We start from the raw sequence: 22,868 nt of genomic DNA on the forward strand, positions 1-22,868 counted from the left end.
CCGAAAGGTGCACCGACGCATGGAGACCACTTCCCCGGGCGCTGCGGCGTTCCCCGAACCGGATGTCCTGGAGAGGCGCCTCGCCGCCTTCCTCGACCTGCGGGGACTGAGCAAGGACGCCGTGCTCAAGGAGGCCGACCAGGGCATGGGGACGCCGGCCCTCGCGGTCGCCGCCGGGTCGGTGCTCGCGGGCTTCGGCAACGTGCGCAGCGACCTCGATCTCCTGGTGCTCGTCGAGAACGAGAATCTCAAGCGCTTCCCCATCCAGTCCCACGAGCACGGCACGCTGATCGACATCGGCATCCGCCGGGCGAGCACCGTCCGGGCGAGTGCCGCCGCGCTGACCGCCGAGCCGTGGCCGCGCTTCGAGAGCGTCACCGAGGACGCCTGGAACCACCGGCGCCGTACCCTCAGCACCGTCTCCCGGCTCGCCCTCGGACTGCCCCTCGCGGTCGTCGAGCCCTGGGACGTCTGGCACGCGGGGCTGCGCGGGCCGTGGCTCGCAAAAGTCCTGCGGGAGTGGTGGGTGGTCGAGGCGCACCGGCTCGCCCGGGCCGCCCGCTGGCTGCTCGACGCCAAACCGCAGACGGCCGCGATCCGGGCCCGCGAGGCGGTCGTCGCCGCGCTGAACGCCCGTGCGGCCGACGGCGGGGAACTGTACTTCGCCGCCAAGTGGGCGGGCGAGAAGCTGAAGGTGCTCGGCGACCACGAGAACCTGCGGCTGCTGCGCACCGTCCTGACGCCCGCCGATCCCCGCGAGCGGGTGCCGTTCTGCCTCGACGCCGTCGAACGCCTCGTCGGCCCCGCCGGGACGCTGCACACCGTGCTGCGCTGGGCCACCGGCGCCGGGGCCACGGAACTGGACGACCGCACGGTCGTGGACCGCTGGCAGCTGCGGGCCCTGGAAGTACGGCGGCTCGGCCTGCCGGCCGCCGACAGCGACGGCGTCGTCTGGTCGGGGCCGGCCGACGCCGCGCCCCCCGAGGATCTTCTTCCGCTCTTCACGCACAACATGGTGTGGCTCGGTGTCGCCCACCCGGCTCCGGAGGTTCCCGCGTGACGCATTCCCCCACCACCGTGACCGGCGACACGGCCACCGGCCCCGCCGACGCGTCCGCCGACCTCCGGCGGCTGCTCACCTTCCGCGGCCACGGCGCCGCCCGCCTCCTCCTGGGCTGCCGGGCCCGCCTGGAGGACGTCGAGGGCGCCGTCGCCGCCGGACAGGACGAGGTCGCCGTCCTCATGGCGTACGACCTGATCCAGCTGTCGCTGTCGATCCGCGGGCTGCGCACCGAGGGCGAGCTGATGTACGGCCACGACGAGGCCGCCTTCGACCCGTTCGCCGGTCTTCCCGTCGAGGAGGCACAGGCCGGGACGGCGCTCGCCGCCGAAGGGCTGGACGCGGCCGGTGAGCGCGGCGAGGCGTGGCTCCAGCGGCTGCGCGACCACCTCGCGGAGACCGAGGCGCAGCTCGGGTACACCGAACCGCTGCCCGACGTCCGGTCCGGCAGCGGCATGATGAAGGGCTTCAAACTCGCCCGTACCTGGCAGCCTCTGATGGACCGCGTCGGTCTGCCCCCGCTGCTGCCGGACGCCTGGACGCGCCGTGCCGACTGAGTCGGGGCCGGTGCGTGCGCGGAGCCGGCCACCGGCCCTCTCCGTGCGCGGAGCCGGCAAGAGCTACGGCGGCACGATCGCCCTCGACCACGTCGACCTGGAGATCGCCGAGGGCACGATCGTGGGCCTGCTGGGACACAACGGCGCGGGCAAGACCACGCTGATGTCCCTGATCGCGGGCCTCGTGCGGCCGGACGCCGGGGAGATCGAGGTACTGGGTCACTCCGTGACACGGCACCCGCGCCGGGCCCGCCGCGAACTCGGCCTGGCCCCGCAGGAACTGGGCATCTACCCGCCCCTGACGGTACGTCAGAACCTGCAGTTCTTCGCCGAACTGGCCGGTCTGCGCGGCAAGGAGGCCCGGCGGCGCACCGAGGAGGTCGCCGAACCCCTCGCGCTCACCGGGCTGATGGACCGCCCCGCGTCCCGGCTCTCCGGCGGCCAGCAGCGCCGTGTGCACACCGCGATGGCACTGATCCACCGGCCGCGGCTGGTGCTCCTCGACGAGCCCACCGCGGGTGTCGACGTGGAGACCCGGGCCCGCCTCGTCGCCCACGTACGGGAGCTGGCCGCGCAGGGCACCGCCGTCTGCTACTCCACGCACTACCTCCCCGAGATCGAGGACCTCGCCGCGGACGTGGCGGTCCTGCACCGGGGGCGCGTCATCGCCCGCGGCTCCGTCGACGACCTGGTCCGGCGGCATGGCGACAGCGCCGTGGAACTGGTCTTCTCCGGCGCGCCTCCCGAACTCGACCTGCCCTGGCCGGTGATCCGGCAGGGGGACACGCTCCTCGTCCGGGTGGAACAGCCCCACCTGGTCACGGCCCAGGTGCTGGCCGCCCTGGGCGACGCCGCCGCCCGGCTGTCCGCCCTGCGCGTCGTCCGGCCCAGCCTCGACAACGTCTTCCTGAGGCTCACCGGAGGGCAGCACGGCGGCAACGGGGAAGACCACGCGAACACGGACAGGATCGAGGCGGAGCAGCATGCGTGACGGGGCACTGACACGGATCACCGCCCTCGTCCGGCAGGACGTCCGGCTGCTGCTGCGCGACCCCGCGCCCCTGGTGGTCCGCACGGTCATGCCGCTGCTCATCATGGGCTTCATGCAGCCGCTGTTCCGCGCCGCCCTGCGGGCCGGCGGCGAGGCCGCCGACGCCAACGGCGCCGAACAGGGCGTCCCCGGCATGGCGGTGATGTTCCTCTTCTTCCTGGTGAACGTGGTCGGCTTCGCCATGTTCCGCGAACACGGCTGGAACACCTGGGACCGGCTGCGCGCGAGCACCGCCCGCCCGGTCGAGCTGCTGGCCGCGCGCATCGTCGTGCCGCTGGCCGCCGCGGTGCTCCAGCTCGCCGTCATCTTCGGGGCCGGGGGAGCGCTGTTCGACCTGCGGGTGACGGGTTCCCACCTCGCCCTGGTGGTGGTGGCGCTGCCGCTGGCGCTCTGCGTGGTCATGGTGGGCATGGCGCTGGTCGCGCTGTGCCGCACGATCTCCCAGCTCAGCGTCATCGCCAACATCCTGGCCCTGGTCTTCGCGGGACTCGGCGGCGCTCTGACCCCCCAGTCGGCGATGCCGGACTGGGCGGAGCCCTTCGCTCCCGCCGTGCCCAGCTACTGGGCGATGCGCGGCTTCAACGAGGTCGTCCTGCGCGGCGGCGGGGTCGCGGACGTCCTGCTGCCGGCGGGTGTCCTCTGCGCCTTCACGGCCGGCCTCACCGCCGTCACCCTCGTCTTCTTCCGGGCCGACCACCGCAAACTCTCCTGGTCCTGAGCGGTACGCCGCAGGATCCGGGACGCCGTCAGAGAGGGACACCCATGTCCGCGCTCGTCGTCTTCGACTGTTTCGACACCCTGGTCACGTCCCGGCCGCTGCCGGGCCCGGAACGGTTCACCGTCGTCCTCGCCGACGCGCTCGAGCTGGACACCAGGTCCGCCGGCGCCGTCGTGCACACCGTTTACGGCACCCTCTACGAGGTCATGACGGACCCGGGCGCCTCGCAGCCCGCGACCCTCGACCTGATGGAGGGCGCGCTGCGCGCCCAGGGCGCCGTCCGGGAGCGGGCCGCGGTGGAGGGGGCCCTGTGGCGGGCGCTGGGCTGCGCCGACCCCGGCGGATACGTCCTGTGCGCGCCGGTCGCGGAGGCCGCGCGCCGGGCGCACGAGGCGGGCCACACGCTCCGGCTCCTGTCCAACTGCTACCTGCCCGGCACCCTGATGTGGGATCTGCTGCGCCAGGCCGAGGCGCCCGACGTCTTCGACCGGGGACTGTTCACCGCCGACGGCGGCCCGAAGAAGCCCGACGCCCGCGCGTTCCGGCGGATCGGCGAGGGCGACTTCGAGCGCCGGGTGATGGTGGGCGACTCGGCCGAACTCGACCTCGTACCCGCCGCGGCCCTCGGCTGGGACACCGTCCGCGTGACGCCCGGTGCTCCCGTGCCGGACGCGTTCTTCACCCTGCTCGGGCTGTGACGACGGGCCGGGCGAGGCCCGTGCCGGGCCGGTGACGACCGGCGGAGCCGCCTCCGCGCGATCTCGCGTTCCGCACAAAGAAACACCCGCTGAACTACGACCTCCGCGCTGCCTAGAGTCGATCCGTCACGGCGAGCCGGGCACGCGGGCCACCGGGCCGGCCGGTCCGTGACGGGCGAAGGGAGAACCATGGGCACGGCTGCCGAGAGCACGGCAGGACACCCCGACGACGGCGTGCCGCCGCACCGGGCTCTGCTGGACGCCGGCTGGAGCACGGCGTGGACGCCGCCCCCGCTCCGCGAGGGAGTCACCGGCGCCGAACGCATCAAGGACCTCGCCGCGGGCGGATACGCCGCGCTGCCGATCCCCGAGGACCTCGGCGGCGCCGGCGCGAACCTGGCCGGGACGGCCGCGGCGCAGCGCACGCTCGGCAGGCTCGACCCCTCCGCCGCGGTCGCCCTGAACATGCACGCCTTCACGGTCGGCCTGATGGTCGACTACTTCCGACGGCACCGCGACACCACGTGGATGCTGCTGGAGGGCATCGCACGCTCCGGCGCCCTCGTGGCGTCCGCGTTCGCCGAGCCCGGCGGCAGCCCCAACTTCATGACCAGCCGCTCCGAGGCCGTCCCGACCGGGAAGGGCTACCGCGTCAGCGGCGTCAAGTACCCCTGCTCGCTGGCCACCACAGCCACCCTGGTCTGCCTGACGGCCCGCGTCACCGGCACCGACGAGACCATTCTCGCCCTGATCCCGAGCAGTTCGCCCGGACTGGACGCCGAGGGGGAGTGGCCCACGCTCGGCATGCGGGAGTCCGACACCGCCCGGCTGGTCCTGCGGGACGTCGAGGTCGACGACCGGCTCGTCTTCCACCGTGGCCCCGCCGACGTCATCGACGAGAACGTCACCTCCGGCATGGCCTGGTTCTCGGTGCTGCTGACCGCCACGTACCACGGTGTCCTCAGCGGCCTGCTGGACACGGCGTACCACGGGGTGAACGTCTCGCGGCGTTTCGGCCCGCGCACCGCCCTGCTCGGCCGCGCCACCCGCGAACTGCTGACCCTCGGCAGCGCCTGCCGTCAGCTCGCCGCGGACATCGACAGCGGCACCCTGGACGGAGCGGCGGCCATGGCCGCCGCGGTGGGCCTGCGCGCCACCCTCAGCGACACCCGCGACCGGGTGGTGTCCCTCCTCACCCCGGTCGTCGGCAGCCGTCTCTACGGGCGCGGACAGCAGGCGGCCGGGCTCGCGCTCGACTCGCTCGCCGCCCACCACCACCCGCCGTCCCTCCTGGTCTGCGACGAGGTCGTCGGCAGCTTCGGAACAGGGCGTGAGATCACCTTCGACCCGGCCGACTGACGCCCCGCCGCTGCCGCCGGACGCCACGGAACCCACCCCGGGCACCACACAAGGAGACACACCACCATGCCGCATGTCGAGGTCAACCTGCCGATCAAGGCCCCGGCGGCCGAGGCCTGGACGGCCGTCACCCGCCTCGAGGACTACGCCGCCTACATGGAGAACGTCGAGTCGGTCACCGTGATCGGCGAGACCGACACCGGGGCCCGTACCAGTGAGTGGTCCGTCCTGCTCAAGGGCTCGGTCCTGGAGTGGATCGAGGCCGACACGCTCGACCACGAGGCGAGGGTCATGTCCTTCGACCAGGTCTCCGGGGACCTCGACGTCTTCAACGGGTACTGGCGCGTCGAGGACACCGGCGACGGCACCTCGGTCGTCACCTTCGTCGTCGACTTCGAGATAGGGATCCCGCTCCTCGCCGACATGCTCAACCCCGTCGCCACCAAGGCACTGCGGGAGAACGCCGAGCACATGCTGCACGCCATCGAGCGGCGGATCACGGCGGTCTCGTGACCGTGCCCGCGAGGATCCTGGTCACCGGCGCCACGGGGGCCGTCGGCAGCGCCGTCATGCGCGCGCTGCGGGCGGCCGGCCACACACCGCACGGTGTCAGCCGCCGCGGCGGCGAGGGGGAGCACCACTGGGCCTGGCACATCGGCACGGAGGAGCCGCCGCAGGAGCTGCGCGGCCCCTGGGACGCCGTCGTCCACTGCGCCGCCGACACCCGCTGGAACCTCCCCGACGAGGACGCCGAGGACGCCAACGTCGTGCCGTTGCACGCGGTGCTCTCCCTGGCCGGCCCCGAGACCCACTTCGTCCACCTGTCCTCGTCCTTCGTCACGGGCCTCGAGGGCGACATCACCTCGCCCTCGCGCGACGCCTACCGCAACTCCTACGAGTGGTCCAAGGCGCATGCCGAGCGGATCGTCAACGCCGAGCGGGACGGCGCCGACATCGTGCGCTTCCCGATCGTCATGGGGTCCCGGGCGGACGGCGCGCTCGACCGCTACAGCGGCTTCTTCTGGCTGCCCGCCGCGATGTGCAACGGCGCCGTGCCCGCGCTCGTCGCGGAGGAGAAGGGCCTGCTGGACATGGTCAGCACCGAAGACGTCGCCGAGCACGTGACCCGGCTGCTCGACTCCGGTCCACCGCAGGGGCACCGGCTGTCGGTGCTCGGCCGGGGCGACGGCGCCCAGCGGGTCGGCGACGCCTTCGACACCGTTCTCGAGGCCCTGAACGACTGGCGCGCCGAGCACGACGTGACCCCGCTGGACCGGCTGCCGTACGTGACGCCCCAGCAGTGGAACCGCTTCTACCTGCCGTTCGCCGAGGAGTACCTGGACCGGGCGCAGTTGCTGAAGGTGACCGCCTTCCGCGCCTATCAGGGCTACCTGTCGGTGACCGACCCCTTCGACGTCACCGTCCGGGTCCCCGACACGCGGGACGTGCTGTACCGGTCGATCCGGCGCTGGGCCGACACCCACGAGGCGTCCGCCCGCCGGGTACCGCGCCCCTGGCGCGCCTGACCGCCTCCCGTTCTCCCACCTCCCCCTCATCACCCGAGAAGAGATGGCCATGCTGTCGATCGAACGAGACTCCCGCACCGTCGAGGACCTCCCCTACGAGCTCGTCGAGCGCAAGGGCGTCGGCCACCCCGACACCATGTGCGACGCCATGGCGGAGCGCATGTCCCGCTACTACTCCCAGCACTGCCTGAAGGAGTTCGGCGGCGTCGCCCACCACTGGTTCGACAAGGTCACGCTGTACGGCGGCGGCGCCGACGTCGACTTCGGGCGGGGCGAGATCACCGCCCCGTACCGCGTCAAGGTGTTCGGCAAGGGCGCCTACCGCGTCGGCTCCACCGAGATCCCGGTGCACGACATCATGTTCCGTGCCGCCGCCGACGTCCTCTCCGAGGTCACCACCGGTTTCGATCCCGAGCGCCACCTGGTGGTCGAGCTCGGCGTCGTCGACCACCAGGGCTCGGGCCGCGGCGTCTCCCGCTACCAGCCGGCCTCCGCGGCCGACCTGGTGCCGCTGCGGGCCCCCGGCCTCGTCTCCAACGACACCAACCTGCTGCACGGCTACGCGCCGCTGTCGCGCCTGGAGACGGTGGTGCTCGGCCTGGAGAACCTCGTCAACGGCGCCGACTTCAAGAAGCGCCACGCCGACACCGGCTGGGACGTCAAGGTCTTCGGCAGCCGCCGCCGGGACACGTTCAGCCTCGTCGTCAACATGCCGTTCCTCGCGGCCCACATCGAGACGATGGACCAGTACTGGGCCCGCAAGTCCGTCATCCAGCAGGAGCTGGAGGCGTACGTGGCCTCGCTCGGCATCCAGGACGTGCAGATGCTGATGAACGCCACCGACCGCAACGGCCGCCCGTACCTCACCGCGATCGGCTCCGTCGCCGACACCGGCGACGTCGGTGTCGTCGGCCGCGGCAACCGCGTCAACGGCCTCATCACCCCGATGCGCCCGATGAGCATCGAGGCGCCCGCCGGCAAGAACCCGCTCGACCACACCGGGAAGATCTACAACGTGATGGCCATGCGCCTGGCCCGCGAGGTCCACGAGCGGTTCGGCGGACCCTCGCAGGTGCACATCTTCACCTCCAAGGAAGCCCCGTTGGAGGCCCCGGACGAGGTCGTCGTCACCTCCCCCGACGCGGACGAGACCGCGCTGAAGGAGCTGGTGGAGAAGACGGTCGCGAGCTCCGGCGACCTGACGGCGGAACTGATCGAGACGGGCATCACCCTGTGGTGACACCCGACGAGGCACGCGCCCTGTCGGCCGCGGCGCCGGACACCCGGCGCCGCGCCGACAGCGGCCGGCCGCAGGCGCCGGCGCCCGACGGCGGCAGCCACGTCGCCGTCGTGGTCAAGCCCGAGGTCATGACCGCCCCGCACGCCGCCGACATGGCGGCGGCGGCGGTGGAGGCACTCGGCCGCCAGGGAGTGACCGTCCTGCGCTGCGCGGTGGTCCCGGCCGCGGACTTCGCCGCCCGCGGCGATCTGTTGCTGCACTATCCCCGCCTGCACCGGGTGGCCGTCGACGGCGTCGCCGCGCTGACCTCCGGCGCCCGTCGCGAACTCGACGCCCTGCGGGAGGAGGCGGGCGTCCGCGACGTCCTCCCGGCCTACGTGGCGATGGCTCACGGCGGCCTGTCGCCGCGCGCGCTGGAGGACCGCTGCCGGGAGGCGGGCATCAACAAGCTCGGCTCCGGTTCGTACGCCTCCGTCACCGAGGTGGGCGGCCGGCCCACGGTGGTCCTCAACGGCTTCCTGCCGGCCCTGGACCAGGGGTACCGCACCCCGGACGCCTCGGTCGGCCTGCTGGAGTGCCACAGCGAGCGACCCGTGGCGGAGCTGCGCGACGAGGTGCTCGGCGCGCTGCACCCGTTCCACGCCGCACCCGGATCGCTGCGGGGCGCCCTCGGGGCCCTCGCCCGCGAGCACGGCATCGAGCTCTCGGAGGGGCGCAACGCCGTGCACCTGTCCGCGGGGCACCTGGAGGGCATGTTCCAGAACTGGCGGTACTTCACCGCCGGGGACGGCGACGGCCTGGACGGCACCTCCTTCGGCCGGGTCCTGGTCCGGGCGGGCGTGGATCTGGACGCGGTGGCCGCGCTCGCCACCGACCCGGACGTCACCGACGGCACCGGGCGGACGCTGTCCCCGCACGGAGCCACCGAGAACCTGGACCGCGACGAGGCCGTCCGCCTCGTCGGACGGTGGACCACCACGAAGGAGTTGGCAGGATGAGGGGCCGGGCACGAGGACTCGCCGGACGCACCGCGATGGTGACCGGCGGCGCGCAGGGCATCGGAGCCGCGGTCGTCGAGCGCCTGTGCTCCGAGGGCTGCCGGGTCCTGGTCTACGACAGGAGCGCGGAGCACGGCCGGGCCGCGGCCGAGAAGTGGACGGCCGAGGGGTACGAGGTCCGGCTCGCGGTGGGCGACGTCATGGACACCGCGGCCGTCAAAGCCGCCTTCGCGGACCTCCCGGACGGCTGGGACCGGCCGACACTGCTGGTCAACCTGGCTGCCGGGTTCGTCTTCAAGGGGCTGGAGGCGACCGCCGAGGACTGGCACGCCGCGCTCGACCCGACCATCGTCGGACTCTCCCTCGTCACCCGTGAGTTCGTGGCGGGCCTCCCGGAACGCGACGCCGACGCGGCCGTCGTCAACATGGCCTCGATCTCGGCGCACATCTCACAGAGCGGCTACCTGACGTACAACACGGGGAAGTCCGCCGTGCTGGGCTTCACCCGGTGCACGGCCGAGGAACTGGCCCCGCGCGGCATCCGCGTCAACTCGGTCAGCCCGGGCACCGTCTGGAACGCCAACAACGAGCGCTTCCACCGCGAGGCCCTGGGCCTGGACCGGGCGACGGCCGAGGCGGCGCCCGAACACGGCGGGAAGTTCCTGCTGAAGCGGTTCGCCGATCCTGAGGAGATCGCGGCGCCGATCGCGTTCCTGCTCTCCGGTGAGGCGAGCTTCATCACCGGCACCGACCTGCCCGTCGACGGCGGATACCTGGCGGTGTGAGCCGGTGATCGACCTCCACACGCACCACGAGCGGTGCGGGCACGCCACCGGTTCGCTGCGCGACTACGTCACGGCGGCGCTCGACAAGGGCGTCAAGGTGCTCGGCCTGTCGGACCACACACCCATGTTCGCGGAGGAGGCCGACCACGCGCTGCCCCCGGTGGCGATGCCCAAGTCGGAGTTTCCCTCGTACATCGCCGAGGCCTTGGCGCTGAAGGAGGAGTTCGCCCGCGACATCGAGATCCTCGTCTCCACCGAGGCGGACTTCTTCCGGGGCCGGATGGACCCTTACTCCAGGGAGCTGGCCGGGTACCCGCTGGACTACGTCATCGGCTCCGTCCATATGTTCGAGGGCCGGGACATCTTCGACACCACCCGCTGGGAGACCGTCGAGGACGGTGAGGACGGACTGGCCGCGGTCAAGGGGCGGTACTTCCGTGCGGTGGCGGAGTGCGCGCGCTCGGGGCTCTTCCAGGTGATGGGGCACGTGGACGCCCTCAAGGGCAACCACCCGGAACTGGGGACCGTCCCCGCGCCGGCCGCGGCCGACGAGATGCTCCGGGCGATCCGCGACGCCGGTGCCGTGATGGAGGTCAACACCTCGGGCAATACCAAGATGCACGGCGGCTGGTACCCGGAGCACGACCTCCTGGAGCGCGCCCACCACTTCGGCGTGCCCCTCACCTTCGCCTCCGACGCGCACGTCCCCGAGCGCGTCTGCGACCAGTACCCGGACGTGGTGCGCGTGCTGCACGACATCGGCTTCCGCACCTGGACGGTGTTCCGCCGGGGCGTGCCCCGCACGGTCCCCCTGGCCTGAGGCCGGTCGGCGGAGAAGTCCCGAAGGTGCCGCCACGACCCCTCCAGCCTTGCGTTCATGCAGCTCAGGAGGGGTGTGGCGGCGTCTTCTGCGAGTACCTTTCAGATGTCCCGGTATAGAACAGGTCAGGGTGGGTGTGCGCATGGCTGGATGCCCGGTGGTCTCAGTGGGCCGCCGGGTGTCCGGGCTGTGCGATAGTCAGGCTGCGCCCTCGATCGGGTTGAGGGTGACGGTGCAACCGAGCTGGTTGAGGGCGTTGATCGCGCGGCGGGTGGCTCGTTCGACCAGACCGGTGACCTGGCCGCCTGGGAGTTCGGGGGGCAGCGCGGGCAGCAGCTGGACTTCGCCGGCGTGGGATTGCAGCAGCCATTCGGCGATGCCCGCGGTGGCGCCGAAGTTGCCGTCGATCTGGAAAGGGGGGTGCAGACAGAACAGGTTGGGAGCAGTGCGGTCCGGTGTCAGCTGGTCGCGCAGCAGCTTGTAGGAGCGGCGGCCGTCCTCCAGCCGGGCCCAGAAGTTGAACTTCCACGCGAGGGACCAGCCGGTGCCGGCATCGCCGCGCCGTTCAAGGGTGGTGCGGGCCGCCTGAGCCAGGGACGGGGTGCCGCGGACCGTGATCTGGTTGCTGGGGTGCAGGCCGTACAGGTGCGAGACGTGCCGGTGGGTCTGTTCGGGGGCGCCGGCGTCCCAGTCGGCCTGCCACTCCTGGATCTGCCCTTGGGCACCGACCTTGATGGGTGCCAGTCGGCCGCGCAGTGTCAGCACCCGGCTGCGGAAGTCCGCGTCGGTGCCCAGCAGCGTCGAGGCGTCGGCGACCGCCTGGAAGAGATCGCGCAGGATCTGCATGTCCATGGTGGGGCCGGCGCAGACCGAGACACCCCCGTGATGGGAGTTCTCCGGGGAGGTGGACGGGCAGGTGACCATATAGCCGGTGCCCGGATCCTGGACGAGGGTGTCGAGGAAAAACTGCGCGGCTCCCTTGAAGGCGGAGCCATTCGCTCGCCGCGCTCGTGTACCACAGGCGCAGCGGGCCCGCGGCCAGGGGCCGGTCGGCCTCGGCCGAGGCGTCGGCAGGAGAGGCAGCGTGCGCGGTCGTGGCGGAGCCGGCGCCGGTGAGGGCACCAGCGGCCACGCCCGCGGCGGAGAGGGCCAGGAAATGTCTGCGATTCGTGTGAGGAGTCATGGTGCGCTCCTGGGTCGGGACGCCGCAGAACGGCGCCGGGAAGAGGGGGGTGACCGGGTCGCCCGAGTTCCGGTCGGCTGCCGTGGACGGGGCGTCGGGGAAGAGGTGTCCGCGAAGAGGCGTGCCCGTCCGTTGCGCGAGAAGCTGTTGTCCAGCGCCGCTCCAGGGCCCGAATCGGAGTGGGACAACAACTTCTGAGCACGCGTATGACGGATCGCCCGCGGGGGTTCGCGCTCCTCGTCCGCGGCCGGTCAGACGTTGATGAGGTCGAACGACTCGGAGGGGCCGATCGTTGTGCGGTTGGCGATGAGCGGGGCGGTTCCGGCGTTCCCGGCGCTGACGTACAGGTTGTTGGCCTGTGCGCGCAGGCTGGTGGTGCCGTCGGAGTTGTTCACGCGCTGGAAGGTCTCCCAGGGGCCGACGGCGGTGCGGTTGGCGATGAGCGCGTTGGCGCCGGCGTCCTCGGCGCAGACGTATCGGCCGTTGACGCGGGCGCGCAGTGCGACGGCGCCTCCGCCCAGGTCGAGCAGGTCGAATCGTTCCCAGTCGCCGATGGCGGTGCGGTTGGCGATGAGTGGGTCGGCTCCGGCGTTCTCCGCGCAGACGTACTGGTTGTTGGCCCGGGAGCGGAGGCTGACGATCCGCCCGGTGGGGAGGGGGGTGAGGACGGCTTCCCAGGTGGTGGTGCTGGTGTTGGAGGTGGCGTCGGCGGGGAGGCGGTCGCGGGCGGCGGTGTCGGCGTAGAGACTCCAGCGCATCCAGTCCACGTAGGTGGCGACGGTCTGGGTGTGGTTGTAGCCGCTCCATATGTACTGGTCGTGGCCCGTGCCGCGGTGGGCGAGGAACGCCTTGGGCGCGGGCAGTTCCCCGTAGGCCTGGCGCGCGGAGGAGTACTGGCAGATGGGGTCCTGATCGCCGTGGACGAACAGGACGTTGGCCGTGACCGTGGTGCTGGGGTTGCCCATGTCGACACAGGCGAAGGGCGCGGCGGCGGCTATCCGGCTGTCCGGCCAGGCGGTCAGCAGCCCGTGGGTGGTCATGCCGCCCAGCGAGTGACCCGCGACGCCGACGCCGGTGGTGGTGTCGAGGTGCCCGGCGAACGGGTCGCCGGCCGTGGTGTTGAGGGCGAGGGTGTTGGTGATGACCTGGGAGACATCCATGGACTGGTTTCCGTTGTAGACGTCCTGGATGTTGCCCGAGGTGCCGCTGGAGGTGGTGGGGAAGACGGGTGCGGGGACGACGAATCCGGCCTCGGCCAGGGGCCGGACCAGCGGTGCGTAGCTCTCCGGGTTGCCGCCGAGGCCGTGGCTGAACTCGCAGATGGGGAAGACGCCGCCCGCGATGGGGGCGTTGACGACGGGATTGCCGCCCGGGGTGCCGGTGGCGGGGTAGAAGATCCGGGTGGTCAGCCGACGGCTGCCGCGGCTCCAGGCGTACTCCCTCACCCCGATGGCGAAGCGCTGGGTCGGCGCGGCTGCCGGGGCGAGCGAGGATGCCGTTGCCGCGGTGGTGCCGTACGCATGGACGGCGGCCACGGCTCCGGCTGCGCCCAGTTCCAGGAAGGTACGCCTGTTCATGGCCATGTTGTGCTCCTTGTCGGATGGTGCGGGTGGACAGGGGAGTTCCGGGGCGGCGGGTCTGCCAGGAGGCGAGCGGGCCCGCGGGCCCGCGGGGTTGAAGCCCTCGTCGGTGGAAATGCGCCGGCTTCCACCAACGGAGAGCGGAGCCGCCCGGCCGATCGCGTCTGCTCTCACAGGCGGGTAGCCGTATCGGGCGACCGTTTCCAGCAGGGAGAGCAGGTGGTGGCGAGGCCGGGACGGCAGGGGAGTCGGGCGTAGTCGCCGCCGTCCGGGTTTCAGACCCTGGTAAAGGAGCTGGACGTTTCAGGGGCCGATGGTCATGGTCCGGTCGGTGAAGCCGGTGTACGCCGGACTCCGTGCGCCGGCGGCGCCGACGAGGTGGAGAGCGCCATGACGCGCCACGTCGGCCGCGTGCGCGGTCCGGGCGGCGATGACATCGTGTGACGGCGTGTGATGCTACCCATGGGATTCCTCTTCTGTGTTCGCGCTGGCGCTGAAGTGCGGAAGGCGGCGATCAGTGGAGGTGTACGGGCGGGCGACGCGTGCTGGTGGACCACGGCCCGGAGTCCAGCCGTGTCGGGGGCGGCTCTTGACCGACGCTGGAACCGATGTGAGCAATCGTCTCTTGGGACGTCCCACCGGCCCGCCTGACGATTGTTCGATATATCGTTCAATGTTCGCCGACCTGAACGGAGAGTAGGTTGGGGCTGACGGGGTGTCAATCGTGGGATGTGGCGCCTTACGGTCACATTTTGCGCGGCTCTGGGGCGACGTTCGAATAGGTCGCTCTTGAGCGGAGCGTGAAGAGCTACGAAATACCAACGAAATCCGAAGCGGGAGCCGACGATGCGGGAGATGGTTACCGGTTTGTCGGCGCTCCCGCAGGGTGTCACTTCCGAAACTCAACGAAATCGACCTTCCCGCTCGCTGTCCGAAACTGTTCCACGCCAGGAAGGGGAGGCTCCGGATCGCTCTGCGGTCGGCTGCGGCGATCGGCTGATCCAGAACGAGGGATTGTGCCTGCCGCCTGCTGCGGCTGCCCACCATACGAGCCCGGGCCGCCGACACGATCGCCCGGGCCGAACGCGAGGGCCTTGTCCTACACGGGTTTTCTCGCCGAGTTGTTGATGGCCGAGTGCGAGGATCGGGATCGGTGTCGGGCCGAACACCGCATCCGGGCGGCTCACTTCCCCCGCGAGAAGTCGCTGCGGGAGTTCGACTGCAGCGTCAATCCGAACGTTGATCCTGCGGTCATCCACAATCTCGCCACCTGCGAGTGGATCGCCAAGGGTCACCCGCTGTGTCTGACTGGGGACTCCGGCGCGGGCAAGTCGCACCTGTTGACCGCGCTGGGCACCGCAGCCGCCATGGCTGGCTACCGCGTCCGCTACACCACCGCCGCAGCTGTCGTACGTGCTCTGATCAGGTTGAATGGCACTCAGCGGCGCTATGCGGCATCAGCCGACATGATGGCTCACGGTCTCGTAATGCGCACGTCTCGCTACCTGACCACGTGCACCGACGCACTCCACGCCCCGAGGTGTCCCAAGGGCCTGGTCTTCCGGCAGGCGGCCAAGCCCAACCCCCAAGAGTGAGGCGTGGCAGGGACATCTTTTCAAGCCTGTTCCAGGGGCATTCCGCCGCGTAAGCGGGGAAGGCCCTGGCAGCGCTGAAAGTTACGAGCTCGCTGGTCAGGGCCCACTTTCCTAGTACTCGATGATGTTGACCGCGAGCCCGCCGCGTTTGGTCTCCTTGTGCTTGACCCTCATGTCGGCGTGGTCCATGCCGTTCGAGTGAGAGGGCGCAGGTATCGCTCTCACGGCAATGGTCGAACGGGTCCGTCATCACCGCATGTGACCGCTGCGCCGAGTCCGGCTTCACTGATGGGGCATCAGGTCTTCAAGATCATCTTGCGCGTGCGTTGCACAAGGCGCTGAAAAGCAACAGTGATCAATGGAGGGGCGTGAAGGTGAGTATCCGCAGGTCGGCTTGCGTGTTGAGGTGTCGTGCCCCTTGCCTCCAAGGGGCACGACATCACGACGATCAGATGTCCCGGAAGATCTCGATCTGCGCCCCGATCGAGTTCAGCCGCTCCGCCAGGTCCTCGTAGCCGCGGTTGATGACGTACACGTTGCGCAGAACCGACGTGCCCTCCGCCGCCATCATCGCCAGCAGGACGACCACGGCCGGCCGCAGCGCCGGCGGGCACATCATCTCCGCGGCGCGCCAGCGGGTCGGGCCCTCGACCAGGACGCGGTGCGGGTCGAGCAACTGGAGGCGGCCGCCGAGGCGGTTGAGGTCGGTCAGGTAGATGGCGCGGTTGTCGTAGACCCAGTCGTGGATGAGGGTCTTGCCCTGGGCCACCGCCGCGATCGCCGCGAAGAACGGGACGTTGTCGATGTTCAGGCCCGGGAACGGCATCGGGTGGATCTTGTCGATCGGCGCCTCCAGCTTGGAGGGGCGGACGGTCAGGTCCACCAGGCGCGTGCGGCCGTTGTCGGCGAAGTACTCGGGGGAGCGGTCGTGGTCGAGGCCCATCTCCTCCAGGACCGCCAGCTCGATCTCCAGGAACTCGATGGGGACCCGGCGGACCGTCAGCTCCGACTCTGTCACCACGGCCGCGGCCACCAGGCTCATCGCCTCGACCGGGTCCTCGGAGGGGGAGTAGTCGACGTCGACGTCGATGGTGGGCACGCCGTGCACGGTGAGCGTGGTGGTGCCGATGCCGTCGACCTTGACGCCGAGGGCCTCCAGGAAGAAGCACAGGTCCTGGACCATGTAGTTGGAGGAGGCGTTGCGGATGACGGTGATGCCGTCGTGGCGCGCGGCGGCGAGCAGCGCGTTCTCGGTGACGGTGTCCCCGCGCTCGGTCAGCACGATCGGGCGGCCGGGCGCGACGGAGCGGTCGACCACCGCGTGGTACTGGCCCTCGGTCGCGGCGATGTCCAGGCCGAACCGGCGCAGCGCGATCATGTGCGGTTCGACGGTGCGCGTCCCGAGGTCGCAGCCGCCGGCGTACGGCAGCATGAAGCGGTCCAGGCGGTGCAGCAGCGGGCCGAGGAACATGATGATGGAGCGGGTGCGGCGGGCGGCCTCCGCGTCGATGGACGCGAGGTCCAGCTCGGCCGGCGGCACGATCTCCAGGTCGACGCCGTCGTTGATCCAGCGGGTGCGCACGCCGATGGAGTTCAGCACCTCCAGGAGGCGGTAGACCTCCTCGATGCGCGCGACGCGGCGCAGCACCGTGCGCCCCTTGTTGAGCAGCGAGCCGCACAGCAGTGCCACGCACGCGTTCTTGCTGGTCTTCACGTCGATGGCGCCGGAGAGCCGGCGGCCGCCCACCACGCGCAGATGCATCGGCCCGGCGTAGCCCAGGGAGACGATCTCGCTGTCCAGGGCCTCGCCGATCCGGGCGATCATCTCAAGGCTGATGTTCTGGTTGCCGCGCTCGATCCGATTGACGGCGCTCTGGCTGGTGTTGAGCGCCTCGGCGAGCTGTGTCTGCGTCCACCCGCGGTGCTGCCGGGCGTCACGGATGAGCTTGCCGATGCGTACGAGGTAGTCGTCTGACATGAGGATGAGGTTATCTCAGATATGAGATGGCGCCTCTTGGGGGGTCCGTTCGGGTGACGCGATGTCAGTGTCCCCCGGTGCGACGGGTCTGACGGGTCCGGCGCCACCCGAAAGGTCCGGGCAAATCAACCGATGTCGTACGACGTCCCGTACTGCTGCGGGTGTACCGGGGGCCGTTCTTGCTGCCGGTGGTGATGGACCACGACCGCTTGTTGATGTTCAGCCGGACCCCCGGGAGGATCCGAAAGCTCTTGCGAAACGTGAGCGGCATTCCCGCATTCCTTCCCGTCCGAAGCTGACTCCGTATCAGTCGGTTACCCCGCCCGGGCGCGCTGATGACATCCGGTGGCGCGGCGGTGGCGGCGGCGTGGCGGTGGTGGCGGCGTGGCGGCGGCGTGGCGGTGGTGGCGGTGCGGCGGCAGGGCGGGGTGGGTGGGGCGGGGTGGGGTGCGCCGGGGCGGGGCGGGGAGAGGCGCGCCGGTCCGGGCATGACCATTCGGCCCTCGTGTATTAGAGTTATCTCGACATCGAGATATCTGCCGAGGCGCATCGCAGCCGCCACCCAGGTAAGGGCTACCTAACTTAGCCTTACCTTAGCGGATCGGCCAGGGTGGCGTGGCGGCAGGATGCGGTGGAACGCGCACATCAATGAAGGAGACTGTCGTGTCGGCGAACAGCTTCGACGCCCGCAGCACGCTGCAGGTGGGCGACGAGTCGTACGAGATCTTCCGGCTGGACAAGGTCGAGGGCTCCGCGCGCCTTCCCTACAGCCTGAAGGTGCTGCTGGAGAACCTGCTCCGCACCGAGGACGGCGCGAACATCACCGCCGACCACATCCGCGCCCTGGGCGGCTGGGACTCCCAGGCCCAGCCGTCGCAGGAGATCCAGTTCACGCCGGCCCGCGTGATCATGCAGGACTTCACCGGCGTGCCCTGTGTCGTGGACCTCGCCACCATGCGTGAGGCCGTCAAGGAGCTGGGCGGCGACCCGAACAAGATCAACCCGCTCTCCCCGGCCGAGATGGTCATCGACCACTCCGTCATCGCCGACAAGTTCGGCACCCACGACGCCTTCAAGCAGAACGTCGACCTGGAGTACGGCCGCAACCGCGAGCGCTACCAGTTCCTGCGCTGGGGCCAGACCGCCTTCGACGACTTCAAGGTCGTCCCGCCCGGCACCGGCATCGTCCACCAGGTGAACATCGAGCACCTGGCCCGTGTGGTGATGGTCCGCGACGGCAAGGCCTACCCCGACACCCTGGTCGGCACCGACTCGCACACCACCATGGTCAACGGCCTCGGCGTCCTCGGCTGGGGCGTCGGCGGCATCGAGGCCGAGGCCGCCATGCTCGGCCAGCCGGTCTCCATGCTGATCCCGCGCGTCGTCGGCTTCAAGCTGACCGGTGAGCTCAAGCCGGGCACCACCGCCACCGACCTGGTGCTCACCATCACCGAGATGCTGCGCAAGCACGGCGTCGTGGGCAAGTTCGTCGAGTTCTACGGCGAGGGCGTGGCCGCCACCTCCCTGGCCAACCGCGCCACCATCGGCAACATGTCGCCGGAGTTCGGCTCCACCGCCGCGATCTTCCCGATCGACGACGAGACGCTGAGCTACCTGCGCCTGACCGGCCGCAGCGACCAGCAGGTCGCCCTCGTCGAGGCGTACGCCAAGGAGCAGGGCCTCTGGCTGGACCCGAAGGCCGAGCCGGACTTCTCCGAGAAGCTCGAGCTGGACCTCTCCACCGTCGTCCCCTCCATCGCCGGCCCGAAGCGCCCGCAGGACCGCATCGTCCTGGCGAACGCCGCCGAGCAGTTCAAGCAGGACGTGCGCACCTACGTCAACGACGAGTACGAGGCCAGCAAGGAGTCCTTCCCCGGCTCCGACGCCCCGTCCACCATCCCGGACGGCGCCCCGTCCAACCCGGTCCAGGTCACCGCCGCCGACGGCACGACCTACGAACTGGACCACGGCGCGGTGACGGTCGCGGCCATCACCTCCTGCACCAACACCTCCAACCCGTACGTCATGGTCGCCGCCGCGCTGGTGGCCAAGAAGGCGGTGGAGAAGGGCCTGACCCGCAAGCCGTGGGTCAAGACCACCCTCGCCCCGGGCTCCAAGGTCGTCACCGACTACTTCGACAAGGCGGGCCTCACCCCGTACCTCGACAAGGTCGGCTTCAACCTCGTCGGCTACGGCTGCACCACCTGCATCGGCAACTCCGGCCCGCTGCCGGAGGAGGTCTCCAAGGCGGTCAACGACCACGACCTCGCCGTCACCTCGGTGCTCTCCGGCAACCGCAACTTCGAGGGCCGGATCAACCCCGACGTCAAGATGAACTACCTGGCGTCCCCGCCGCTGGTCGTCGCCTACGCGATCGCCGGCTCCATGAAGGTGGACATCACCAAGGAGGCCCTCGGCACCGACACCGACGGCAACCCGGTCTACCTGAAGGACATCTGGCCCTCCGAGGCCGAGGTCAACGACGTCGTCGCCCACGCCATCGGCGAGGACATGTTCTCCAAGTCCTACAGCGACGTCTTCGCCGGCGACGCCCAGTGGCAGGCGCTGCCGATCCCCACCGGCGACACCTTCGAGTGGGACGCCGAGTCCACCTACGTCCGCAAGCCCCCGTACTTCGAGGGCATGGGCATGGAGCCGGCCCCGGTCGAGGACATCACCGGCGCCCGCGTGCTCGCCAAGCTGGGCGACTCGGTCACCACCGACCACATCTCCCCGGCCGGCGCCATCAAGGCCGACACCCCGGCCGGCAAGTACCTCACGGAGCACGGCATCGAGCGCCGCGACTTCAACAGCTACGGCTCGCGCCGCGGCAACCACGAGGTCATGATCCGCGGTACGTTCGCCAACATCCGCCTGCGCAACCAGATCGCGCCGGGCACCGAGGGCGGCTACACCCGCGACTTCACGCAGGACGGCGGCCCGGTGTCGTTCATCTACGACGCCTCCCGCAACTACATCGAGCAGGGCATCCCGCTGGTCGTCCTGGCCGGCAAGGAGTACGGCTCCGGCTCGTCCCGCGACTGGGCCGCCAAGGGCACCGCGCTGCTCGGCGTCAAGGCCGTCATCGCCGAGTCCTACGAGCGCATCCACCGCTCCAACCTCATCGGCATGGGCGTCCTGCCGCTGCAGTTCCCGGAGGGCCAGTCCGCGGCCTCCCTCGGTCTGACCGGCGAGGAGACCTTCTCCGTCTCCGGCGTCACCGAGCTGAACGACGGCACCACCCCGCGCACGGTGAAGGTCACCACCGACACCGGTGTCGAGTTCGACGCGGTCGTCCGCATCGACACCCCCGGTGAGGCCGACTACTACCGCAACGGTGGCATCCTGCAGTACGTGCTGCGCAGCCTGATCCGCAAGTAAGCGGTACGGCAGGGAAGTCGAGGGCCGTATCCCCGGTGACGGGGATACGGCCCTCGCCGTTGCCGCCGTTGTAGGCTGACACCTCATCGGATGACGGGGGTGACGGTGAGCCGCGGTACCCAGCGCATGCGTCTCGTCCTGACCGGGCGGCGGGACAGCGACCAGGAGGAACTCGACGAGCTGACGCTCCGGTTGCGCGAGCGCCTGCTCGAACTGGACGTCGACGGCGTCGAGCCGGACCGCTCCGGGGACGTTCCCGACGGGGCCAAGCCGGTGGACGCGATCGCCGTCGGCGCGCTCGCCGTGACCCTGGCGCCCATCGCGCTCCGCTCGGTGCTCGACCTGGTGCGGACCTGGATCGAGAACCGCCCGGTGCGCACGGTCAGCATCACCCTCGGCGAGGACAGCCTGGACCTGGAGGCCGTCTCCTCCGCCGACCAGCAGCGGATCGTCGACGCCTTCCTGGCCGCGCACGGTCCCGGGGCGGAACCGGCCGACGGCCGGGGCGACTGACGGACGCACGGCCGTGTCCGCAGGCCGCTACGCGCTGCTCGTCGCGACGGGCCGGTACGAGGACGGGGCCCTGCGGCGACTGCGCTCGCCCGCCAGGGACGCCCAGGCGCTGGCGGAGGTGCTCGAGGACCCGCGGATCGGCGGCTTCGAGGTGAGCACGGTCGTCGACGGCAGCCACCGGGAAGTGTCCCGTGCCATCGAACGCTTCTTCCTCGACCGCCGCCGGGACGACCTGCTCCTGCTGCACCTCTCCTGCCACGGCCTCAAGAACGACAACGGCGAACTGCACTTCGCCGCTTCCGACACCGACCGGCGGCTGCTCGCCTCCACCTCCGTCCCCGCCCTGTTCGTGCACCAGCGGATGCGCTCCTGCCGGGCGCGGTCGATCGTCCTGCTCCTGGACTGCTGCTACAGCGGCGCCTTCCTGACCGGCAGCAAGGGCGACACCACGGTCCACGTCAAGGACGAACTGGCCGGACACGGCCGCGCGGTGCTCACCGCGACCAATCGCACCGAATACGCCTGGGAGGGCGAGCGGATCACCGAACTGGACCCGCAGCCCTCCCGGTTCACCGGGGCCGTCATCGAGGGACTCCGCACCGGTGAGGCGGACCGCAACCGGGACGGCCTGGTCGACGTGCAGGAACTGTACGAGTACGTGTGCGACGAACTGCAGGACGCCCGCGTCGCGCAGCGGCCGCAGATGTGGGCCGAGCTGGAAAGGCGGCTCGTGGTGGCACGGTCGGTCCTGAACCCCCGGGCGCAGGACCGGCCGCACGACGAGGGAGGACCGCCCGGCCCCGCTTTCCCGGCGCCACACCCTGATGCCGCCCACGGTCCGCCGCATACCGGGCGCCCGGACGTTCCGCGCCCTGCGGACGCGCTCGCCAGGATGGCGCTGCTCACCGAGGCGATGTGCGAGCTGGCGTGCATGGACGACGCGCAGGGCCGTGTGCAGTTCGCAACGGTCCTGGGGGAGCACTTGGGCCGCCCGGTCGACGTGCGGGGCGTCCGTATGCGGGAGGACGTCGTCGCGCTGGTGCGCGCCGCGCTGAACGCGACCGGAGGTCCGGGAGTTCTGCTCTCGTTGATCGCGCTCTTCGAAGGGCGGCCTGCCGCCGAGAGCGTGCGGCAACTGCTGCACCGGAGCGATCGCCCTGCCGTCGGTCACCGTTCCGTCGGTGGGGCACGTGTGCCGGCGTCACCCGCCCGGGGCCCCGGTCCCCGGCCGGACGTGCCGCGTGGGAACTCCGGTGGGTCGGGACGGGGCGGCGACGCACACGGGCGGGACACGCGGCTGCTGTGGCTCACCTCGACGATGTACGAGCTGGCGTGCATGGCGGACGCGCAGGGCCGTGCGCAGTTCGCGGCGGTGCTGGGGGAGCAGCTCGGCCGCCCGGTGGACATCAGGGGGATCCGGCTCCGCGAGGACGTGGTGAACACGGTGCGTGCCGCGCTCGGCGTCCCGGGCGGGGAGCGTGTGCTGGTGGAGGTGGTCCGGCTCTTCGAAGGAGACGCCGGGGCGGACGAGGTCGAGCGGGTGGTCGGCGCCACCGACTGACGGTGGCACGGGTCCGCCCTGCGACAACCGTTTACAACCACGCCGCCCGGCGCTACGGTCCCCTCACAGGTGAGGTGGGAGCGCTCCCATGTTCAGGTGGACCGGAACCCGCCGCCGGGGCGCTCCCGCCTCGCCCCCTCCACGCACCCCCGTATGTTCCGTCAACCGCCCTACAGCCGCCCCCACTTCCCTCAGCCGCTCGCAAGTGCCCCGAGCCGCCCCCCCACCGCCCTCTGCCGCCCGACAGTGCCCCCAGCCGCCCGAC

General features: G+C 71.0%; 18 protein-coding genes and 2 pseudogenes. 16 read left to right on the plus strand and 4 right to left on the minus strand.

The window, feature by feature from the left end; genetic code table 11:
- Positions 1-19 precede the first annotated feature (19 nt).
- The 12 genes from ACFY3N_RS10115 (at position 20) to ACFY3N_RS10170 (ending at position 10,812) form a co-directional block, all read left to right on the plus strand.
- Positions 20-1,060, plus strand: a complete 1,041-nt coding sequence (locus tag ACFY3N_RS10115; protein WP_390816145.1) for a hypothetical protein — start codon at positions 20-22, stop codon at positions 1,058-1,060.
- Positions 1,057-1,617, plus strand: a complete 561-nt coding sequence (locus ACFY3N_RS10120; RefSeq protein ID WP_234318704.1) for a hypothetical protein — start codon at positions 1,057-1,059, stop codon at positions 1,615-1,617. Before ACFY3N_RS10115 ends, ACFY3N_RS10120 begins: the two co-directional genes overlap by 4 nt.
- Positions 1,607-2,608 carry an ATP-binding cassette domain-containing protein gene (locus tag ACFY3N_RS10125; protein WP_390816146.1) on the plus strand — a complete coding sequence of 334 codons (1,002 nt, stop codon included), beginning with the start codon at positions 1,607-1,609 and terminating at the stop codon, positions 2,606-2,608. The genes ACFY3N_RS10120 and ACFY3N_RS10125 overlap by 11 nt, the downstream gene beginning before the upstream one ends.
- Complete coding sequence (locus ACFY3N_RS10130; RefSeq protein WP_390816147.1) at positions 2,601-3,386, plus strand: ABC transporter permease; 786 nt, start codon at positions 2,601-2,603, stop codon at positions 3,384-3,386. Before ACFY3N_RS10125 ends, ACFY3N_RS10130 begins: the two co-directional genes overlap by 8 nt.
- Positions 3,387-3,430: 44 nt before the next feature.
- Positions 3,431-4,084, plus strand: coding sequence for an HAD family hydrolase (locus tag ACFY3N_RS10135; protein WP_390816148.1), 654 nt, complete (start codon positions 3,431-3,433; stop codon positions 4,082-4,084).
- Between the two features lie 189 nt (positions 4,085-4,273).
- The gene (locus ACFY3N_RS10140; protein ID WP_390816149.1) at positions 4,274-5,443 is read left to right on the plus strand and encodes an acyl-CoA dehydrogenase family protein; all 1,170 of its coding nucleotides are present in this window, start codon (positions 4,274-4,276) and stop codon (positions 5,441-5,443) included.
- 66 nt (positions 5,444-5,509) lie between these two features.
- Positions 5,510-5,956 carry a type II toxin-antitoxin system RatA family toxin gene (locus ACFY3N_RS10145; protein ID WP_390816150.1) on the plus strand — a complete coding sequence of 149 codons (447 nt, stop codon included), beginning with the start codon at positions 5,510-5,512 and terminating at the stop codon, positions 5,954-5,956.
- Complete coding sequence (locus ACFY3N_RS10150; RefSeq protein WP_390816151.1) at positions 5,953-6,969, plus strand: NAD-dependent epimerase/dehydratase family protein; 1,017 nt, start codon at positions 5,953-5,955, stop codon at positions 6,967-6,969. Before ACFY3N_RS10145 ends, ACFY3N_RS10150 begins: the two co-directional genes overlap by 4 nt.
- A gap of 49 nt (positions 6,970-7,018) precedes the next feature.
- Positions 7,019-8,209, plus strand: a complete 1,191-nt coding sequence (locus tag ACFY3N_RS10155; protein WP_390816152.1) for a methionine adenosyltransferase — start codon at positions 7,019-7,021, stop codon at positions 8,207-8,209.
- Positions 8,206-9,207, plus strand: coding sequence for a hypothetical protein (locus tag ACFY3N_RS10160; RefSeq protein ID WP_390816153.1), 1,002 nt, complete (start codon positions 8,206-8,208; stop codon positions 9,205-9,207). The genes ACFY3N_RS10155 and ACFY3N_RS10160 overlap by 4 nt, the downstream gene beginning before the upstream one ends.
- Complete coding sequence (locus ACFY3N_RS10165) at positions 9,204-9,992, plus strand: SDR family NAD(P)-dependent oxidoreductase (protein WP_390816154.1); 789 nt, start codon at positions 9,204-9,206, stop codon at positions 9,990-9,992. Before ACFY3N_RS10160 ends, ACFY3N_RS10165 begins: the two co-directional genes overlap by 4 nt.
- A 4-nt stretch (positions 9,993-9,996) precedes the next feature.
- Positions 9,997-10,812, plus strand: coding sequence for a histidinol-phosphatase (locus ACFY3N_RS10170; protein WP_390816155.1), 816 nt, complete (start codon positions 9,997-9,999; stop codon positions 10,810-10,812).
- 276 nt (positions 10,813-11,088) lie between these two features.
- Here ACFY3N_RS10170 and ACFY3N_RS10175 read toward each other — a convergent pair.
- A pseudogene (locus ACFY3N_RS10175) lies at positions 11,089-11,796 on the minus strand (glycoside hydrolase family 95 protein); the annotation flags it as partial.
- Between the two features lie 450 nt (positions 11,797-12,246).
- The gene (locus ACFY3N_RS10180) at positions 12,247-13,578 is read right to left on the minus strand and encodes an alpha/beta hydrolase (protein ID WP_390816156.1); all 1,332 of its coding nucleotides are present in this window, start codon (positions 13,576-13,578) and stop codon (positions 12,247-12,249) included.
- Between the two features lie 1,024 nt (positions 13,579-14,602).
- On the opposite strand from ACFY3N_RS10180, the pseudogene ACFY3N_RS10185 reads away from it, so the two are divergent.
- Positions 14,603-14,999 (plus strand): annotated as a pseudogene (locus tag ACFY3N_RS10185) (ATP-binding protein); the annotation flags it as partial.
- Between the two features lie 619 nt (positions 15,000-15,618).
- On the opposite strand, the gene ACFY3N_RS10190 reads toward ACFY3N_RS10185, so the two are convergent.
- Together ACFY3N_RS10190 and ACFY3N_RS10195 are read right to left on the minus strand one after the other, a co-directional pair.
- Positions 15,619-17,148 carry a helix-turn-helix domain-containing protein gene (locus ACFY3N_RS10190; protein ID WP_390816157.1) on the minus strand — a complete coding sequence of 510 codons (1,530 nt, stop codon included), beginning with the start codon at positions 17,146-17,148 and terminating at the stop codon, positions 15,619-15,621.
- Positions 17,149-17,212: 64 nt separating this feature from the next.
- Positions 17,213-17,419 (minus strand): DUF4236 domain-containing protein, encoded by a 207-nt coding sequence (locus tag ACFY3N_RS10195; RefSeq protein WP_390816158.1) that lies wholly within the window; start codon positions 17,417-17,419, stop codon positions 17,213-17,215.
- Positions 17,420-17,811: 392 nt separating this feature from the next.
- On the opposite strand from ACFY3N_RS10195, the gene acnA reads away from it, so the two are divergent.
- The 3 genes from acnA (at position 17,812) to ACFY3N_RS10210 (ending at position 22,603) form a co-directional block, all read left to right on the plus strand.
- Complete coding sequence (gene acnA / locus ACFY3N_RS10200) at positions 17,812-20,529, plus strand: aconitate hydratase AcnA (RefSeq protein WP_390816159.1); 2,718 nt, start codon at positions 17,812-17,814, stop codon at positions 20,527-20,529.
- A 105-nt stretch (positions 20,530-20,634) separates the two neighbouring features.
- Positions 20,635-21,042, plus strand: coding sequence for a hypothetical protein (locus tag ACFY3N_RS10205; RefSeq protein ID WP_390816160.1), 408 nt, complete (start codon positions 20,635-20,637; stop codon positions 21,040-21,042).
- 13 nt (positions 21,043-21,055) lie between these two features.
- Positions 21,056-22,603, plus strand: coding sequence for a caspase family protein (locus ACFY3N_RS10210; RefSeq protein ID WP_390816161.1), 1,548 nt, complete (start codon positions 21,056-21,058; stop codon positions 22,601-22,603).
- The last annotated feature ends 265 nt before the right edge of the window (positions 22,604-22,868 follow it).

It is taken from the genome of Streptomyces sp. NPDC000348, assembly GCF_042898795.1.
In the GTDB taxonomy this organism is placed as follows: Bacteria; Actinomycetota; Actinomycetes; order Streptomycetales; family Streptomycetaceae; genus Streptomyces.

Excerpts from the sequence above, each read along its gene's own strand:
- ACFY3N_RS10115 (WP_390816145.1), top strand. The coding sequence starts at position 20 with ATGGAGACCACTTCCCCGGGCGCTGCGGCGTTCCCCGAACCGGATGTC.
- ACFY3N_RS10130 (WP_390816147.1), top strand. The coding sequence starts at position 2,601 with ATGCGTGACGGGGCACTGACACGGATCACCGCCCTCGTCCGGCAGGAC.
- ACFY3N_RS10135 (WP_390816148.1), top strand. The coding sequence starts at position 3,431 with ATGTCCGCGCTCGTCGTCTTCGACTGTTTCGACACCCTGGTCACGTCC.
- ACFY3N_RS10140 (WP_390816149.1), top strand. The coding sequence starts at position 4,274 with ATGGGCACGGCTGCCGAGAGCACGGCAGGACACCCCGACGACGGCGTG.
- ACFY3N_RS10145 (WP_390816150.1), top strand. The coding sequence starts at position 5,510 with ATGCCGCATGTCGAGGTCAACCTGCCGATCAAGGCCCCGGCGGCCGAG.
- ACFY3N_RS10155 (WP_390816152.1), top strand. The coding sequence starts at position 7,019 with ATGCTGTCGATCGAACGAGACTCCCGCACCGTCGAGGACCTCCCCTAC.
- ACFY3N_RS10165 (WP_390816154.1), top strand. The coding sequence starts at position 9,204 with ATGAGGGGCCGGGCACGAGGACTCGCCGGACGCACCGCGATGGTGACC.
- ACFY3N_RS10180 (WP_390816156.1), bottom strand. The coding sequence starts at position 13,578 with ATGGCCATGAACAGGCGTACCTTCCTGGAACTGGGCGCAGCCGGAGCC.
- ACFY3N_RS10190 (WP_390816157.1), bottom strand. The coding sequence starts at position 17,148 with ATGTCAGACGACTACCTCGTACGCATCGGCAAGCTCATCCGTGACGCC.
- ACFY3N_RS10195 (WP_390816158.1), bottom strand. The coding sequence starts at position 17,419 with ATGCCGCTCACGTTTCGCAAGAGCTTTCGGATCCTCCCGGGGGTCCGG.